Annotated in this window: 8 protein-coding genes, 2 tRNA genes, 3 rRNA genes and 1 pseudogene; 11 read left to right on the top strand and 3 right to left on the bottom strand. The window is 54.4% G+C overall.

Annotated features, from left to right (window positions below):
* Positions 1–331 precede the first annotated feature (331 nt).
* The 7 genes from ACQG1K_RS21495 (at position 332) to birA (ending at position 7,523) form a co-directional block, all read left to right on the top strand.
* A 16S ribosomal RNA gene (locus ACQG1K_RS21495) occupies positions 332–1,873 on the top strand.
* A 70-nt stretch (positions 1,874–1,943) separates the two neighbouring features.
* A tRNA-Ile gene (locus tag ACQG1K_RS21490) sits at positions 1,944–2,020 on the top strand.
* A 42-nt stretch (positions 2,021–2,062) separates the two neighbouring features.
* Positions 2,063–2,138: transfer RNA gene (locus ACQG1K_RS21485), tRNA-Ala, on the top strand.
* A gap of 171 nt (positions 2,139–2,309) precedes the next feature.
* Positions 2,310–5,214: ribosomal RNA gene (locus ACQG1K_RS21480) — 23S ribosomal RNA — on the top strand.
* A 71-nt stretch (positions 5,215–5,285) separates the two neighbouring features.
* Positions 5,286–5,401, top strand: a 5S ribosomal RNA gene (gene rrf, locus ACQG1K_RS21475).
* The 16S, 23S and 5S rRNA genes sit together here with 2 tRNA genes alongside, the layout of an rRNA operon.
* A 134-nt stretch (positions 5,402–5,535) precedes the next feature.
* Positions 5,536–6,564, top strand: a complete 1,029-nt coding sequence (gene murB, locus ACQG1K_RS21470; protein WP_063152554.1) for a UDP-N-acetylmuramate dehydrogenase — start codon at positions 5,536–5,538, stop codon at positions 6,562–6,564.
* A complete protein-coding gene (gene birA / locus ACQG1K_RS21465; RefSeq protein ID WP_367076334.1) occupies positions 6,561–7,523 on the top strand; it encodes a bifunctional biotin--[acetyl-CoA-carboxylase] ligase/biotin operon repressor BirA in 963 nt (320 codons plus the stop codon). Before murB ends, birA begins: the two co-directional genes overlap by 4 nt.
* 33 nt (positions 7,524–7,556) lie before the next feature.
* Here birA and bcsG read toward each other — a convergent pair whose 3' ends face one another.
* From bcsG to bcsE, 3 genes are read right to left on the bottom strand one after another with little or no spacing between them, the layout of a single operon-like run.
* Positions 7,557–9,236: a cellulose biosynthesis protein BcsG gene (gene bcsG, locus ACQG1K_RS21460; protein ID WP_023298844.1), complete on the bottom strand. Its 1,680-nt coding sequence runs from the start codon at positions 9,234–9,236 to the stop codon at positions 7,557–7,559.
* A complete protein-coding gene (bcsF, locus tag ACQG1K_RS21455) occupies positions 9,229–9,423 on the bottom strand; it encodes a cellulose biosynthesis protein BcsF (RefSeq protein ID WP_022649733.1) in 195 nt (64 codons plus the stop codon). Before bcsF ends, bcsG begins: the two co-directional genes overlap by 8 nt.
* Positions 9,420–10,982: a cellulose biosynthesis c-di-GMP-binding protein BcsE gene (gene bcsE / locus ACQG1K_RS21450; protein WP_367076332.1), complete on the bottom strand. Its 1,563-nt coding sequence runs from the start codon at positions 10,980–10,982 to the stop codon at positions 9,420–9,422. The genes bcsF and bcsE overlap by 4 nt, the downstream gene beginning before the upstream one ends.
* Before the next feature lie 174 nt (positions 10,983–11,156).
* On the opposite strand from bcsE, the gene bcsR reads away from it, so the two are divergent.
* The 4 genes and pseudogenes from bcsR to bcsB all read left to right on the top strand — a co-directional run bounded on the left by bcsR (position 11,157) and on the right by bcsB (position 17,154).
* Positions 11,157–11,345 carry a cellulose biosynthesis protein BcsR gene (gene bcsR, locus ACQG1K_RS21445; RefSeq protein ID WP_022649731.1) on the top strand — a complete coding sequence of 63 codons (189 nt, stop codon included), beginning with the start codon at positions 11,157–11,159 and terminating at the stop codon, positions 11,343–11,345.
* Positions 11,346–11,356: 11 nt separating this feature from the next.
* Positions 11,357–12,109: a cellulose biosynthesis protein BcsQ gene (bcsQ, locus tag ACQG1K_RS21440; RefSeq protein WP_023298843.1), complete on the top strand. Its 753-nt coding sequence runs from the start codon at positions 11,357–11,359 to the stop codon at positions 12,107–12,109.
* Positions 12,106–14,720: pseudogene (gene bcsA, locus ACQG1K_RS21435) on the top strand (UDP-forming cellulose synthase catalytic subunit). The gene bcsQ and the pseudogene bcsA overlap by 4 nt, the downstream one beginning before the upstream one ends.
* 10 nt (positions 14,721–14,730) lie before the next feature.
* Positions 14,731–17,154, top strand: coding sequence for a cellulose biosynthesis cyclic di-GMP-binding regulatory protein BcsB (gene bcsB / locus ACQG1K_RS21430; protein ID WP_071993648.1), 2,424 nt, complete (start codon positions 14,731–14,733; stop codon positions 17,152–17,154).
* Position 17,155: the final 1 nt, after the last annotated feature.

The raw sequence follows: 17,155 nt of genomic DNA, 5'->3' as shown, positions 1-17,155 counted from the left end.
ACGAAAAGTTTTTTGTATTTAGTGCTTGTCACTTCAGAAGAACTTCCTATAATGCGCCTCCACTGACACGGAACAACGGCACGCAAGCCGCCGGGTCAGCAGAGAAAAGCAAAATAAACGCTTGACTCTGAAGCGGGAAAGCGTAATATGCACACCCCGCGCCGCAGCGAAAACGTAGCGGCACTGCTCTTTAACAATTTATCAGACAATCTGTGTGGGCACTCAAAGTGACATGGATTCTTAATGTCCTCGGACACTAAATGAATACCAAGTCTCAACGAGTGAACACGTAATTCATTACGAAGTTTAATTCATTGAGCATCAAACTTTTAAATTGAAGAGTTTGATCATGGCTCAGATTGAACGCTGGCGGCAGGCCTAACACATGCAAGTCGAACGGTAACAGGAAGCAGCTTGCTGCTTTGCTGACGAGTGGCGGACGGGTGAGTAATGTCTGGGAAACTGCCTGATGGAGGGGGATAACTACTGGAAACGGTAGCTAATACCGCATAACGTCGCAAGACCAAAGAGGGGGACCTTCGGGCCTCTTGCCATCGGATGTGCCCAGATGGGATTAGCTAGTAGGTGGGGTAACGGCTCACCTAGGCGACGATCCCTAGCTGGTCTGAGAGGATGACCAGCCACACTGGAACTGAGACACGGTCCAGACTCCTACGGGAGGCAGCAGTGGGGAATATTGCACAATGGGCGCAAGCCTGATGCAGCCATGCCGCGTGTATGAAGAAGGCCTTCGGGTTGTAAAGTACTTTCAGCGGGGAGGAAGGCGACAGGGTTAATAACCCTGTCGATTGACGTTACCCGCAGAAGAAGCACCGGCTAACTCCGTGCCAGCAGCCGCGGTAATACGGAGGGTGCAAGCGTTAATCGGAATTACTGGGCGTAAAGCGCACGCAGGCGGTCTGTCAAGTCGGATGTGAAATCCCCGGGCTCAACCTGGGAACTGCATTCGAAACTGGCAGGCTAGAGTCTTGTAGAGGGGGGTAGAATTCCAGGTGTAGCGGTGAAATGCGTAGAGATCTGGAGGAATACCGGTGGCGAAGGCGGCCCCCTGGACAAAGACTGACGCTCAGGTGCGAAAGCGTGGGGAGCAAACAGGATTAGATACCCTGGTAGTCCACGCCGTAAACGATGTCGACTTGGAGGTTGTGCCCTTGAGGCGTGGCTTCCGGAGCTAACGCGTTAAGTCGACCGCCTGGGGAGTACGGCCGCAAGGTTAAAACTCAAATGAATTGACGGGGGCCCGCACAAGCGGTGGAGCATGTGGTTTAATTCGATGCAACGCGAAGAACCTTACCTACTCTTGACATCCAGAGAACTTTCCAGAGATGGATTGGTGCCTTCGGGAACTCTGAGACAGGTGCTGCATGGCTGTCGTCAGCTCGTGTTGTGAAATGTTGGGTTAAGTCCCGCAACGAGCGCAACCCTTATCCTTTGTTGCCAGCGGTCCGGCCGGGAACTCAAAGGAGACTGCCAGTGATAAACTGGAGGAAGGTGGGGATGACGTCAAGTCATCATGGCCCTTACGAGTAGGGCTACACACGTGCTACAATGGCGCATACAAAGAGAAGCGACCTCGCGAGAGCAAGCGGACCTCATAAAGTGCGTCGTAGTCCGGATTGGAGTCTGCAACTCGACTCCATGAAGTCGGAATCGCTAGTAATCGTGGATCAGAATGCCACGGTGAATACGTTCCCGGGCCTTGTACACACCGCCCGTCACACCATGGGAGTGGGTTGCAAAAGAAGTAGGTAGCTTAACCTTCGGGAGGGCGCTTACCACTTTGTGATTCATGACTGGGGTGAAGTCGTAACAAGGTAACCGTAGGGGAACCTGCGGTTGGATCACCTCCTTACCTTAAAGAACCTGCCTTTGTAGTGTCCACACAGATTGTCTGATGAAAAACAGCAGTAAAAAATCTCTGCAGGCTTGTAGCTCAGGTGGTTAGAGCGCACCCCTGATAAGGGTGAGGTCGGTGGTTCAAGTCCACTCAGGCCTACCAAACTCCTTTTAAAGGATGAGCGGTACAGAGATTACAAACGATGGGGCTATAGCTCAGCTGGGAGAGCGCCTGCCTTGCACGCAGGAGGTCTGCGGTTCGATCCCGCATAGCTCCACCATCCTTTACTGCGAACACAAGAAAACTTCAGAGTGAACCTGAAAAGGTGCACTGCGAAGTTTTGCTCTTTAAAAATCTGGATCAAGCTGAAAATTGAAACGACACACAGCTCATGTGTGTTCGAGTCTCTCAAATTTTCGCAATCATGAAGTGAAACATCTTCGGGTTGTGAGGTTAAGCGACTAAGCGTACACGGTGGATGCCCTGGCAGTCAGAGGCGATGAAGGACGTGCTAATCTGCGAAAAGCGCCGGCGAGGTGATATGAACCTTTGACCCGGCGATGTCCGAATGGGGAAACCCAGTGCAATCCGTTGCACTATCGTTAACTGAATACATAGGTTAACGAGGCGAACCGGGGGAACTGAAACATCTAAGTACCCCGAGGAAAAGAAATCAACCGAGATTCCCCCAGTAGCGGCGAGCGAACGGGGAGCAGCCCGGAGTCTGAATCAGCTTGTGTGTTAGTGGAACGGTCTGGAAAGTCCGACGGTACAGGGTGATAGTCCCGTACACGAAAGCACACTTGCTGTGAACTCGAAGAGTAGGGCGGGACACGTGGTATCCTGTCTGAATATGGGGGGACCATCCTCCAAGGCTAAATACTCCTGACTGACCGATAGTGAACCAGTACCGTGAGGGAAAGGCGAAAAGAACCCCGGCGAGGGGAGTGAAAAAGAACCTGAAACCGTGTACGTACAAGCAGTGGGAGCCTCTTTATGGGGTGACTGCGTACCTTTTGTATAATGGGTCAGCGACTTATATTCTGTAGCAAGGTTAACCGTATAGGGGAGCCGAAGGGAAACCGAGTCTTAACTGGGCGTTAAGTTGCAGGGTATAGACCCGAAACCCGGTGATCTAGCCATGGGCAGGTTGAAGGTTGGGTAACACTAACTGGAGGACCGAACCGACTAATGTTGAAAAATTAGCGGATGACCTGTGGCTGGGGGTGAAAGGCCAATCAAACCGGGAGATAGCTGGTTCTCCCCGAAAGCTATTTAGGTAGCGCCTCGTGAACTCATCTTCGGGGGTAGAGCACTGTTTCGGCTAGGGGGCCATCCCGGCTTACCAACCCGATGCAAACTACGAATACCGAAGAATGTTATCACGGGAGACACACGGCGGGTGCTAACGTCCGTCGTGAAGAGGGAAACAACCCAGACCGCCAGCTAAGGTCCCAAAGTCATGGTTAAGTGGGAAACGATGTGGGAAGGCACAGACAGCCAGGATGTTGGCTTAGAAGCAGCCATCATTTAAAGAAAGCGTAATAGCTCACTGGTCGAGTCGGCCTGCGCGGAAGATGTAACGGGGCTAAACCATGCACCGAAGCTGCGGCAGCGACACTATGTGTTGTTGGGTAGGGGAGCGTTCTGTAAGCCGTTGAAGGTGTCCTGTGAGGGGTGCTGGAGGTATCAGAAGTGCGAATGCTGACATAAGTAACGATAAAGCGGGTGAAAAGCCCGCTCGCCGGAAGACCAAGGGTTCCTGTCCAACGTTAATCGGGGCAGGGTGAGTCGACCCCTAAGGCGAGGCCGAAAGGCGTAGTCGATGGGAAACAGGTTAATATTCCTGTACTTGGTGTTACTGCGAAGGGGGGACGGAGAAGGCTATGTCAGCCGGGCGACGGTTGTCCCGGTTTAAGCATGTAGGCGGAGGTTCCAGGTAAATCCGGTACCTTGTTAACGCTGAGGTGTGATGACGAGGCACTACGGTGCTGAAGTGATAAATGCCCTGCTTCCAGGAAAAGCCTCTAAGCATCAGGTAACACGAAATCGTACCCCAAACCGACACAGGTGGTCAGGTAGAGAATACCAAGGCGCTTGAGAGAACTCGGGTGAAGGAACTAGGCAAAATGGTGCCGTAACTTCGGGAGAAGGCACGCTGATATGTAGGTGAAGTCCCTGCGGACGGAGCTGAAATCAGTCGAAGATACCAGCTGGCTGCAACTGTTTATTAAAAACACAGCACTGTGCAAACACGAAAGTGGACGTATACGGTGTGACGCCTGCCCGGTGCCGGAAGGTTAATTGATGGGGTTAGCGGCAACGCGAAGCTCTTGATCGAAGCCCCGGTAAACGGCGGCCGTAACTATAACGGTCCTAAGGTAGCGAAATTCCTTGTCGGGTAAGTTCCGACCTGCACGAATGGCGTAATGATGGCCAGGCTGTCTCCACCCGAGACTCAGTGAAATTGAACTCGCTGTGAAGATGCAGTGTACCCGCGGCAAGACGGAAAGACCCCGTGAACCTTTACTATAGCTTGACACTGAACACTGGTCCTTGATGTGTAGGATAGGTGGGAGGCTTTGAAGCGTGGACGCCAGTCTGCGTGGAGCCAACCTTGAAATACCACCCTTTAATGGCTGGTGTTCTAACGTAGACCCGTAATCCGGGTTGCGGACAGTGTCTGGTGGGTAGTTTGACTGGGGCGGTCTCCTCCCAAAGAGTAACGGAGGAGCACGAAGGTTGGCTAATCCTGGTCGGACATCAGGAGGTTAGTGCAATGGCATAAGCCAGCTTGACTGCGAGCGTGACGGCGCGAGCAGGTGCGAAAGCAGGTCATAGTGATCCGGTGGTTCTGAATGGAAGGGCCATCGCTCAACGGATAAAAGGTACTCCGGGGATAACAGGCTGATACCGCCCAAGAGTTCATATCGACGGCGGTGTTTGGCACCTCGATGTCGGCTCATCACATCCTGGGGCTGAAGTAGGTCCCAAGGGTATGGCTGTTCGCCATTTAAAGTGGTACGCGAGCTGGGTTTAGAACGTCGTGAGACAGTTCGGTCCCTATCTGCCGTGGGCGCTGGAGAATTGAGGGGGGCTGCTCCTAGTACGAGAGGACCGGAGTGGACGCATCACTGGTGTTCGGGTTGTCATGCCAATGGCACTGCCCGGTAGCTAAATGCGGAAGAGATAAGTGCTGAAAGCATCTAAGCACGAAACTTGCCCCGAGATGAGTTCTCCCTGAGACTTTAAGTCTCCTGAAGGAACGTTGAAGACGACGACGTTGATAGGTCGGGTGTGTAAGCGCAGCGATGCGTTGAGCTAACCGATACTAATGAACCGTGAGGCTTAACCTTACAACGCCGAAGCTGTTTTGGCGAAGAGAGACAGACACGATTTTCAGCCTGATACAGATTAACAGAATTTGCCTGGCGGCTTTAGCGCGGTGGTCCCACCTGACCCCATGCCGAACTCAGAAGTGAAACGCCGTAGCGCCGATGGTAGTGTGGGGTCTCCCCATGTGAGAGTAGGGAACTGCCAGGCATCAAACAAGTGAAGAGGCCATCCGAAAGGATGGCCTTTTTGCGTTTCTGCACCTGCTTCCTTTCCATAAACTAATCACCCATCCCTTCGTATATACGGTAAACTATCCCGGTTTTTGCATCAGGATAGCGTCTATGAATCACTCCCTTAAGCCCTGGAATACCTTTGGTATTCAACGGAATGCTAATCAAATTGTACGTGCCGACAGTGCTCAGCAGTTGCTGAATGCCTGGCAAAACGCAACAGAAAACGGTGAACCCGTACTTATTCTGGGCGAAGGAAGTAATGTCCTGTTTCTCGATGATTTTGCGGGGACGGTAATCGTTAATCGCATCATGGGGATTGAGCGTAATGAGAGCGCTGACAGCTGGCATTTACACGTGGGTGCTGGCGAAAACTGGCACCATCTGGTGCAATATACCCTTGAAAAAGGGATGCCCGGACTGGAAAACCTGGCCCTGATCCCGGGCTGTGCAGGATCATCTCCTATTCAAAACATCGGTGCCTACGGCATCGAACTGAAACACGTCTGCGAATATGTCGACTGCATCGAACTGGCTACGGGAAATGCTCAACGCTTAACCGCAGAGCAGTGCCGTTTTGGCTATCGCGACAGCATTTTCAAGCACGACTATCAGGATCGTTTTGTCATTGTGGCCGTTGGCCTGCGTCTGCCGAAAGCATGGAAACCCGTTCTGACTTACGGCGATCTGGCCCGTCTCGATCCGGCTACCGTCACACCGCGTGAGGTTTTTGATTCCGTTTGCCACATGCGAATGACCAAACTGCCCGATCCGAAAGTTAATGGAAATGCGGGCAGTTTCTTCAAAAATCCGGTGATCGGCAGCGAAAATGCGAAAGCGTTTCTCGCTGGCTGGCCAACGGCCCCGCATTATCCTCAGGCGGATGGCAGCGTGAAGCTGGCCGCAGGCTGGCTTATCGATCAATGTGAATTAAAAGGTACTACGCTCGGTGGCGCTGCTGTTCATCGTCAGCAGGCACTGGTGCTGATCAACCAGTCCAACGCGACAAGTGAGGATGTCGTCAACCTGGCGCATCATGTTCGCCAGCGCGTGGGCGAAAAATTTAACGTCTGGCTGGAGCCTGAAGTTCGCTTTATTGGCCGAACGGGCGAAGTGAATGCCGTGGAGACCATTGCGTGAAGGACAATACTATTCCGTTAACTCTCATCGGTATTCTTGCTGATGGCGAGTTTCATTCTGGCGAGCAGCTGGGCGAACAGCTGGGCATGAGCCGCGCTGCCATCAATAAACATATTCAAACGCTCCGCGACTGGGGCGTGGATGTGTTTACGGTGCCGGGAAAAGGCTACAGCCTGCCGGAACCAATCCAGTTACTGAATGAAGAGATCATCCGCAGCCAGATTGGACACGGTAACGTCGCGGTATTGCCGGTCATTGATTCGACGAACCAGTATCTGCTGGATCGCCTGAGCGAGCTGAAATCCGGTGATGCCTGCGTTGCCGAGTACCAACAGGCAGGACGTGGCCGCCGGGGGCGTAAGTGGTTTTCGCCATTTGGCGCCAACCTCTACCTTTCCATGTACTGGCGGCTTGAACAGGGGCCAGCTGCGGCCATCGGGCTGAGCCTGGTCATCGGCATTGTGATGGCAGAGGTGCTGCATGATTTGGGTACCGATCAGGTGCGGGTAAAATGGCCCAACGATCTGTATCTCAACGATCGAAAGCTGGCGGGGATCCTGGTCGAACTGACGGGAAAAACAGGCGATGCCGCACAGATCGTCATTGGGGCGGGGCTGAACATGGTGATGCGAAACGTGCAGAACGATGTCGTGAACCAGGCCTGGACCAACCTACAGGAAGCGGGGATCACCATCGATCGCAATACGCTTGCCGTCCGCATGATCAATGAGTTGCGTAGTTCGCTGACGCTCTTTGAACAAGAGGGGTTAGCGCCATTCCTGTCCCGCTGGGAAAAGCTGGATAACTTTATTAACCGACCGGTGAAGCTGCTGATTGGGGATAAAGAGATTTACGGCACATCACGCGGCATTGACGCGCAGGGCGCGTTGCTGCTTGAACAGGATGGCGTGATTAAGCCCTGGGTGGGCGGTGAAATTTCGTTACGAAGTGCAGAGTAACCCTCTCCCCACAGGGGGAGAGGGTGTAGCAGGTCACTGCGGATACGGCACCCAATCCCCGGCATTCAGTCGGACATAAGGCTTATTCTGATACTGGATCACCACCGCATTGGCGTTTTCCGATACCTCCGCCGTCTGCGGCAGCCCGCTGGTGAGCTGATCCCAGTTCACGCTATCTTCCACAAACAGCTTACCGTCTACAGCGCGAGCAACCAGTTCCGAGATGGCCAGATAGCTGCTTGGCTGGGTGATCTCAACTGGCGCGCCCTGATGCGGTGCCTTCATGCCAAAGAACTTAATCCCGGCCGGAACGTTTGTGATGGACGGGCTTGGGATATCGCGCAGACCAGACACCTGCATCCTGTCGCCTTTCAGCGCTCCACCATGTTCCGGGACCACCACCACCATCACTTTACGGCCTGATTTTTCCAGCTCGTTGAAGAACGCGTTCAGCTCGTCGAAGAACTTCTGCGCACGGGCCTTGTAATCGGCCGTTTTGCTTACGCCCGGATAATGGTTCCCGTCGTGAAGCGGCAGCGTATTATAGAACGTCGCGCTACGCGTCCCTTCCTCTTTACCGACGGTGTCAAACCAGCGCTGAAGTACGGCGGTATCGTCATAGACCGGCGAGCCATCGAAGCCCAGTAACGTCACTGGCAGCCCTTTCTGGTCCATCAGTGGGGCCTGCATGCCACCCTGTTCACGCACTTCTTTCAGGAAGTTACCGAACTGACCGTTATGGCCCATCATCAGGTGTTGGGTAAAGCCCAGTTTTGCCAGGTTATCAAACAGGTAACACTGGTTAGCTGCCGGCTGGTAGAGGTTCTTATGCGAGGGCTGCCCACAGCTCGCGCGCAGCAGGCGGATAGCCGCTGGGCCGCTGTACGACGTGGCCGAGTTGAAGTCTTTGAACTGAATATCGAAATGCGACCACAGCGGGTGCGACATCAAACCAGCCGCGTCAACGTCAGCCCAGGACAGAGAACAGATGTTAATGACCAGCAACTCAAACGGCTGAGCATCGGCAGGCAGCGCGTCCGGGAATTTCGTCTGGCGCTTATCTTCCGCAGCGTAAAAACTGGAGAGCCACGCGTTCAGGTTCGTGGATGTCGGCGGCGCCGTCTGCGCTGGAATATCCCCAACCACAGGCGTATCCCCTGCTGTCGCGACGGTAGCGGCGGCGGAACCGCCCGTGGTGGTTACGGTTGTCGTCGGCTGACCGGCTGGCCACAGCGAGAAGCTCGGGCCCGTCAGCGTCAGTACGTTTAGCCAGATCATAATCGCGACGACAAACACCGTCACCCGGATCCACTGAGACAGGAACAGCCAGGCAACCAGCAGGACAAATACCGCGCCAATCATCTGCCAGTTAATAAAGCGCTCAACCAGATCGAGCATATAGTCCGCACTGAAACCTGCGACCTGGGAGCCCTGGCTCATAATGCTTTCGGGGCCGGGTAGCCAGGTATCATGCCAGAACAGGGCGAAACCGATAGGGATAGCAATCCAGTGACGTATACGGTGCAGCCTGAGGTTTGGAATTGGCATCAGCAGGAATGCCATAAACACCAGATTAAGCAGCGGGTGGAAATTAAGATAGCCTGCCCACAGCAGACCAAACTTCACCAGAAAGTAGAAATTCCAGCCGGACAGACCGCGCCAGTATTGCCAGAGTGGCGATGGCGCTGAAGAGGTATAGGTAGAATTAGTCATGTTTTCGGTTTGCCTTGACGTTTGAAGCGCGAGTCAGTGTGCCGGCGGGTTTAATATAGCGAGGTTTGACGAACAGTAATCTGATCGTATCGCGAATACGGCGCAGGGAATGGCGTGCATAGTAGCCAAGCGGCAAAAAAATCAGCGCGCACAGAACAACCAGTTGGATGATATCGCTGATATTCATAATGGAACGCTCTCCTTGTTCTCATCCATTAAGCGTAGCGGCTCAGGAACCCGACGCCATACATGCCCGTCATGTTTCGCGTTCAGAACCGGTTTGGCACCACTTGTAACAGGCAACGGTTTGGCCCATTTTTCAGGTGCCAGGGCTCGCATCTGGACAAGCTCAGCGCTGATCAAATTATCTTCAAACCAGACCATGCGGTTCGAGAAAATATCCCCGGTAGGCAGCGGGAAGATATGGTTCAGGGCGGTATCCAGATCGTTCACCCGACAGAAGGAGAGGAACAGCACCAGGCGATTATCGCCAATGGTCATGATATCCCCGATACGATTAGGGCGGCACAAGGTGAGCGCCTGCTCAACGCGAATGCCCGGCACAGGACGCAGGGCAACCATCACCCCTTTTCCGTCTGCCGGTAAAAGCGTATTGCTCATCATGTTGCCCACCGCATCGCAGAAGGTGTCCCATTTCTGGTAGCCGCGCAGTTTCATCGGCTGCGTCATTGAAAGCAGGGTGCTGATATCTTCCGGAACATATCGATTAAACTGCTGGCCCTGAATGCTTTCGATCAGCGTCAGACAGCGCGACAGGGGAGCATTCCAGGGAATGACCATATTCGCGCCGCAGCCCAGTAATAAGCGCTCATCGGTGGCGCGCAGGCTGGTATTATTTTCACGTACCACGATTTTTAACGCGCTGCCGCGCTGGCGACGTAATGTGTGAATGTGCCGTGCCAGCGTTTCGATTTGGTTATTCTGGATCAACGAGAAGATAATGGTCGCCGCCTGCGTGGTGCGCGCCTCATCAAATAAGGCCTCGTTGGTTTCGAATAGTGACCAGTGCTCAGACAGTGCAGGCGCACCTTCCAGTACCGCAATATGACTCAGAACGCGCTTTTCATCACTGCGTGGCTGAACCACCGTCTCTTCCTGTTGAGCAAGATGCCACTCGTCCCCGACATTTTTGAGGGTAAGCTGCTGTCGGGAGCTCACCCCTTTTTCATTGCACCAGAAAGCCACGTCGTAAAGATGGCTGTCAGTCTGGACACGAATACTGGCCAGGCCATAGAGGGAACGGTATTCACTCATTAAAAGTGAAAAAAGTTTGTCGTTATTACTGCCCGGGTTAACAACCAATAAGGTGCAATTTTGATTTTTTGCCCATCTGCTGATTCTTCCCAGCCATTTCAGCAGTTTTTCAGACGGGATATTTTGTAGACCGTTTTGAGAACATTTAAGAATCAGTAAATAGTGTTCAGGAACAATAGAGCACTGAATATCGCGGGGCAAAAAGTATAAACTGTCGGCCTCCGCTGGCATGGAAAATAATCGTACTGTCTGGGGTCCACGGTCAGTTTCGAGCCTGATGATTGACTTTGGCTCATCGCCCATCGTAATGACGGCCACGCGGTAATCCTTACCCTGCGCCGCTATCGTCTGGTTTACCAGACTGATGGCATCTTCATTATGATCCGTATTAACCCACCAGACTCCTCCGACTGGCATGTGGCGCAATTCGTCCCATAATGACTGGATGCCAATAGAAAATATGGAGTCCACGGTGTCCCTCTTTTCGTCGAATTTCTATGTCTCTCAGTTTACTAGCGAAAGCGTAGAAATAAACCTAACATTGAAATTAAAGAACATCAGATTTAGCATGTAAATGAAATTTCGTGGGCAGGACGCCTCGCTGCATCTGAATCTTATGATTTTACTCAAAGGGATGAAATAAGAATGCAAAATAACGAACCCGCAACTCCAGTCGACCCAAGCCTGGGTTACACATTCCAAAACGATTTTCTGGCGCTCACGCAGGCTTTTTCATTGCCTGAAATAGATTACACCGATATTTCCCAGCGGGAACAGTTGGCTGCGGCTATTAAACGTTGGCCGTTATTAGCTGAGTTTGCCCAACAACAATAAGGAAGCCATTGATGGCCGTACTAGGATTACAGGGCGTCCGTGGTGGAGTGGGTACAACTTCCGTAACCGCGGCGCTGGCGTGGTCATTACAGGTTTTAGGTGAATCAGTACTGGTTATTGATGCCTGCTCCGATAATTTGCTGCGCATGTCATTCAATGTCGACTTTACACATGAAAACGGCTGGGGGCGCGCGCTTCTGGACGATAAAGACTGGCGGGATGCGGGTTTGCGCTATACCTCCCAGCTCGATTTGCTTCCCTTTGGTCAGATGACGGAAACCGAACGCGGGAATGAAGCTGCGTTTCAGCGCCTGTTCTCTCGCTTCACCACCGCTTTGCAGAGTCTGAAAGAGAGCGGACACTATCAGTGGATCCTGCTGGACCTGCCGCACGGCGCCGCGTCGCTGACCCGCCAGCTTCTGTCGCAGTGCGACCATGTGCTCTCCATTGCGAACGTAGATGCGAATTGTCATATCCGTCTGCATCAACAGGCAATGCCTGCCAATGCCCATATTCTGATTAACGATCTGCGCATTGGCAGCCAGATCCAGGACGATCTGTACCAGGTCTGGCTCCAGAGTCAGCGCCGCCTGTTGCCAATGGTTATTCATCGTGACGAAGCGATGGCGGAGTGCCTCGCTTCCAAACAACCGCTTGGGGAGTACCGTAGTGATTCACTGGCGGCAGAAGAGATCCTGACGCTGGCCAACTGGTGTCTGCTGCACTTTGCGAAACGGCCGGAGCCTGCCGGGAGTTCAGTATGAGCCGCCTGACCAACTGGTTGCTCATCCCGCCGGTCAGTTCGCGCTTAAGTGAACGCTACCGCCATTACCGTCATCACGGCGCCTCATCGCTGAGCGCTGCGCTGGGCTGCTTATGGATGATTCTGGCGTGGATGTTCATCCCCCTCGAACATCCACGCTGGCAACGTATTCGTGCGCGCCACGGTGAACTCTATCCGCATATCAACCCTGACAAGCCGCGTCCGCTCGATCCCGCGCGCTACGCTATACAGTCCATCTGGCTTCTGGCGACCTCAACGGGTGCGGAGAAAAAAACGTCCCGCTGGCGCAGCTTCGATCGCGTGCAGAACTTACGTGAACACTATCACCAGTGGCTTAACCGGCTACCCGACCGGGTTGGCGATAGAACAGGTCATTTAGATAATCACAAAGAGCTCGGGCACCTTCACCCGGGCTTACGGCGTTTTATTCTCGGCGTGGTGGTGGTGTTCTCGCTCATACTGGCGCTGGTCTGTATTACCCAGCCCTTCAACCCGCTGGCACAGTTTACCTTCCTGATCCTGCTATGGGGCGTGGCGCTGCTGGTGCGGCGCATTCCGGGGCGTTTTTCTGCCCTGATGCTGATCGTGCTGTCGCTGACCGTTTCCTGCCGCTACATCTGGTGGCGATATACCTCAACGCTGAACTGGGACGATCCGGTCAGCCTGGTGTGTGGGTTAGTGCTGCTGTTTGCTGAGACTTACGCCTGGATCGTGCTGGTGCTGGGTTACTTCCAGGTTATCTGGCCGCTGAATCGACAGCCGGTGCCGCTGCCAAAAGACACGACCCAGTGGCCAACGGTGGACCTCTTCGTGCCGACCTACAACGAAGACCTGTCGGTGGTGAAAAACACCATTTACGCCGCGCTGGGTATCGACTGGCCGAAGGATAAAATCAAAATCTGGATCCTCGATGACGGTGGCCGCGCCGAGTTCCGCCAGTTCGCGGACGAAGTAGGGGTCGAGTACATCGCCCGTACCACGCATGAACACGCTAAGGCCGGTAACTCAACAATGCGCTGAAATATGCCAAAGGGGAGTTCGTCTCTATTTTCGACTGCGACCACGTGCCAACGCGCTCGTTCCTGCAAATGACCATGGGCTGGTTCCTGAAGGAGAAAGAGCTGGCGATGATGCAGACGCCGCACCACTTCTTCTCACCGGACCCGTTTGAACGTAACCTCGGTCGTTTTCGTAAAACCCCGAACGAGGGCACACTGTTCTATGGTCTGGTGCAGGACGGGAACGACATGTGGGACGCAACATTCTTCTGCGGCTCCTGTGCGGTGATCCGCCGTAAACCGCTGGATGAAATTGGCGGGATCGCCGTCGAGACGGTCACGGAAGATGCGCACACTTCGCTGCGTCTGCACCGTCTTGGCTATACCTCCGCCTACATGCGCATTCCTCAGGCGGCGGGGCTGGCCACGGAATCCCTGTCGGCGCACATCGGCCAGCGTATTCGCTGGGCGCGCGGCATGGTGCAAATTTTCCGCCTCGATAACCCGCTGATGGGTAAAGGACTGAAACTGGCGCAACGGCTGTGCTACGTCAACGCCATGTTCCACTTCCTGTCGGGTATTCCTCGGCTTATCTTCCTCACTGCGCCGCTGGCGTTCCTGCTTCTTCACGCTTACATCATCTATGCGCCTGCGCTGATGATTGCCCTGTTCGTTCTGCCGCACATGATCCACGCCAGCCTGACGAACTCGAAGATTCAGGGGAAATATCGCCATTCGTTCTGGAGTGAAATCTACGAAACGGTGCTGGCCTGGTATATCGCGCCGCCAACCATGGTGGCGCTGATTAACCCGCATAAAGGGAAATTCAACGTCACCGCGAAGGGCGGGCTGGTGGAAGAGGAGTATGTCGACTGGGTGATCTCCCGGCCCTATATCTTCCTGGTGCTGCTGAATATTGTGGGCGTGATTGTTGGGGTCTGGCGCTACTTCTACGGCCCGGAAAACGAAATTCTGACGGTCTTCGTGAGTATGGCGTGGGTGTTTTATAACCTGATTATCCTCGGTGGCGCGGTGGCGGTATCGGTGGAGAGCAAACAGGTTCGCCGCGCGCATCGCGTCGAAATCAGCATGCCAGCGGCCATTGCCCGCGACGATGGACATCTCTTCTCCTGTACCGTACATGACTTTTCGGATGGCGGTCTGGGTATCAAGATCAACGGTCAGGCGAAGGTGCTTGAGGGGCAGAAGGTCAACCTATTGCTTAAGCGCGGCCAGCAGGAGTATGTCTTCCCGACGCAGGTGGTGCGTGTGAGAGGAAATGAAGTGGGTCTGCAACTGATGCCGCTGACTAAAAAGCAACACATTGATTTTGTGCAGTGTACGTTTGCCCGCGCGGATACGTGGGCTCTCTGGCAGGACAGCTTCCCTGAGGATAAGCCTCTGGAAAGCCTGCTGGATATTCTTAAGCTGGGGTTCCGTGGCTATCGTCACCTTGCAGAATTTGCCCCGTCGTCGGTGAAATTAATTTTCCGGTCACTTACTTCACTGGTTTCCTGGGTCGTGTCGTTCATTCCGCGTCGACCTGAGCGAGATGAAGCGAAGCAGGCGGACCCGGTTATGGCTCAACAATGATGATAACGCGATGAAAACAAAACTTTCCTGGTTATGTGCAGTGGCAATGGGGATGAGTGCGCTCCCTGCAACAGTGGCTAACGCGGCGCCTGATAACGCAGCGACCACACCCGCGCCAACGGTGCCTGTCGTCGCGCAAGCGACCGATCCGGTAGTGACGGCGGCGCCGGGGCAGACGGAAAACGTCGTCCCGAATCAGCCGACGACGGGGAATACGCTGCCCGCCGACAACCCGGTGGTTGGGCAGGTTATGTCTGGCGTGCCGGGAGCCAGTGCACCGGTGGTTGCGGAAAATACGCCGTCGCGTGACGTTAAGCTGACGTTCGCCCAGATCGCGCCACCTCCGGGCAGCATGGTTCTGCGCGGCATCAACCCAAATGGCGGTGTCGAATTCGGTATGCGTAGCGATGAAGTCGTGTCGAAAGCGATGCTCAACCTGGAATACACGCCATCGCCGTCGCTGCTGCCGGTGCAATCCCAGCTTAAGGTCTATCTGAATGATGAGCTGATGGACGTCCTGCCCGTCACCAAAGAGCAACTGGGTAAGAAAACCCTGGCTCAGGTACCGATTAACCCGCTGTTTATCACCGACTTTAACCGCGTGCGTCTGGAATTTGTCGGCCATTACCGCGATGTCTGTGAAAACCCGGCCAGCAGCACCTTGTGGCTGGATGTTGGTCGTAACTCTTCGCTTCAGATGACCTATCAGCCGCTGGCGTTGAAAAATGATCTCTCCGCCTTCCCGGTGCCTTTCTTCGACCCGCGTGATAACCGTCCACTGAACCTGCCAATGGTGTTTGCGGGCTCTCCTGATGTGACCGAACAGCTGGCGGCCTCTATCGTGGCATCCTGGTTTGGTTCCCGCTCCGGCTGGCGTGGCCAGAGTTTCCCGGTTATGTACGACAAAATGCCGGACAAAAACGCGATTGTGTTTGCCACCAACGCCAAACGCCCGGCATTCCTGCGGGACCATCCAGAGGTGAAAGCGCCCACCATCGAGATGATCAGCCATCCCGACAATCCGTACGTGAAGCTGCTGGTGATCTTCGGGCGTGATGATAAAGATCTGGTGCAGGCGGCAAAAGGCATTGCTCAGGGCAATATCCTGTTCCGCGGTAATAGCGTCGTGGTGGATGAGGTGAAACCGCTGCTGGCACGTAAGCCTTATGATGCGCCGAACTGGGTCCGCACCGACCGCGCGATTACCTTCGGCGAGCTGAAAACCTATGAAGAGCAATTGCAGTCAACCGGGCTTGAACCTTCTCCTGTCAGCCTGTCGCTGAACCTGCCGCCGGATCTCTATCTGCTGCGCACCAACGGTATTGATATCAACCTGAACTACCGTTACACCGCGCCGGTAACCAAAGACAGCTCGCGCATGGATATCAGCCTCAACAACCAGTTCCTGCAATCCTTCAGCCTGACCAGCAGCCAGGAGACAAACCGGTTGATGCTTCGTCTGCCTGTATTGCAGGGGCTGCTGGATGGCAAAACCGATGTGTCGATCCCGGCGCTGAAGCTCGGTGCGGTGAACCAGCTCCGGTTTAACTTCCAGTATATGAACCCGATGCCGGGTGGATCGGTGGAAAACTGTATTACCTTCCAGCCGGTGCAAAACCACGTGGTGATTGGTGATGATTCCACAATCGACTTCTCGAAGTATTACCACTTTATCGCGATGCCGGATCTGCGTGCGTTTGCTAACGCCAGTTTCCCGTTCAGCCGCATGGCTGATCTCTCTGAATCGATTGTCGTGATGCCAAAAGCGGCCAACGAAGGCCAGGTTGCCACGCTGCTGGACACCATGGGCACCGTCGGGGCGCAAACCGGCTTACCGGCTATCAACGTGACGGTGACGGATGACGGTAGCCAGATCCAGAACAAAGATGCCGATATCATGGTCATCGGCAACATTCCGGACAAGCTGAAAGACGAGAAGCGCGTCGATCTGCTGGTGCAGGCGGCTCAGTCATGGGTCAACACGCCGCTGCGTCAGACCGAGTTCCCGAGCATCATGCCGGACAGCGGCGATCGTCAGGCCAATATCAGGACGACCGTAAGCTCAACGGGTCCGATGGCTGCGATTGTCGGCTTCCAGTCTCCGTATAACGACCAGCGCAGCGTGATCGCCCTGCTGGCGGACAGCCCGCGCGGCTATGAGCTGCTCAACACGGCCATGAACGACAGCGGTAAACGGGCGGCAATGTTCGGTTCCGTCTCGGTGATCCGTGAGTCGGGGGTAAACAGCCTGCGCGTGGGGGATGTCTACTACGTCGGTCATCTGCCGTGGTTCGAACGCCTGTGGTACGCCCTCTCTAACCACCCGGTGCTGCTGGCCGTGCTGGCTGCGCTCAGCGTTGTATTGCTGGCATGGGTATTGTGGCGTCTGCTGCGAATCATCAGCCGTCGTCGTCTTAACCCGGACCATGAGTAAG

The sequence above is a fragment of the Enterobacter cloacae complex sp. 402C9 genome, assembly GCF_050030745.1.
Classification (GTDB): domain Bacteria; phylum Pseudomonadota; class Gammaproteobacteria; order Enterobacterales; family Enterobacteriaceae; genus Enterobacter; species Enterobacter intestinihominis.
Note: the sequence above shows the minus strand (reverse complement) of the source record. Positions and strands in the feature narration are given on the sequence as shown.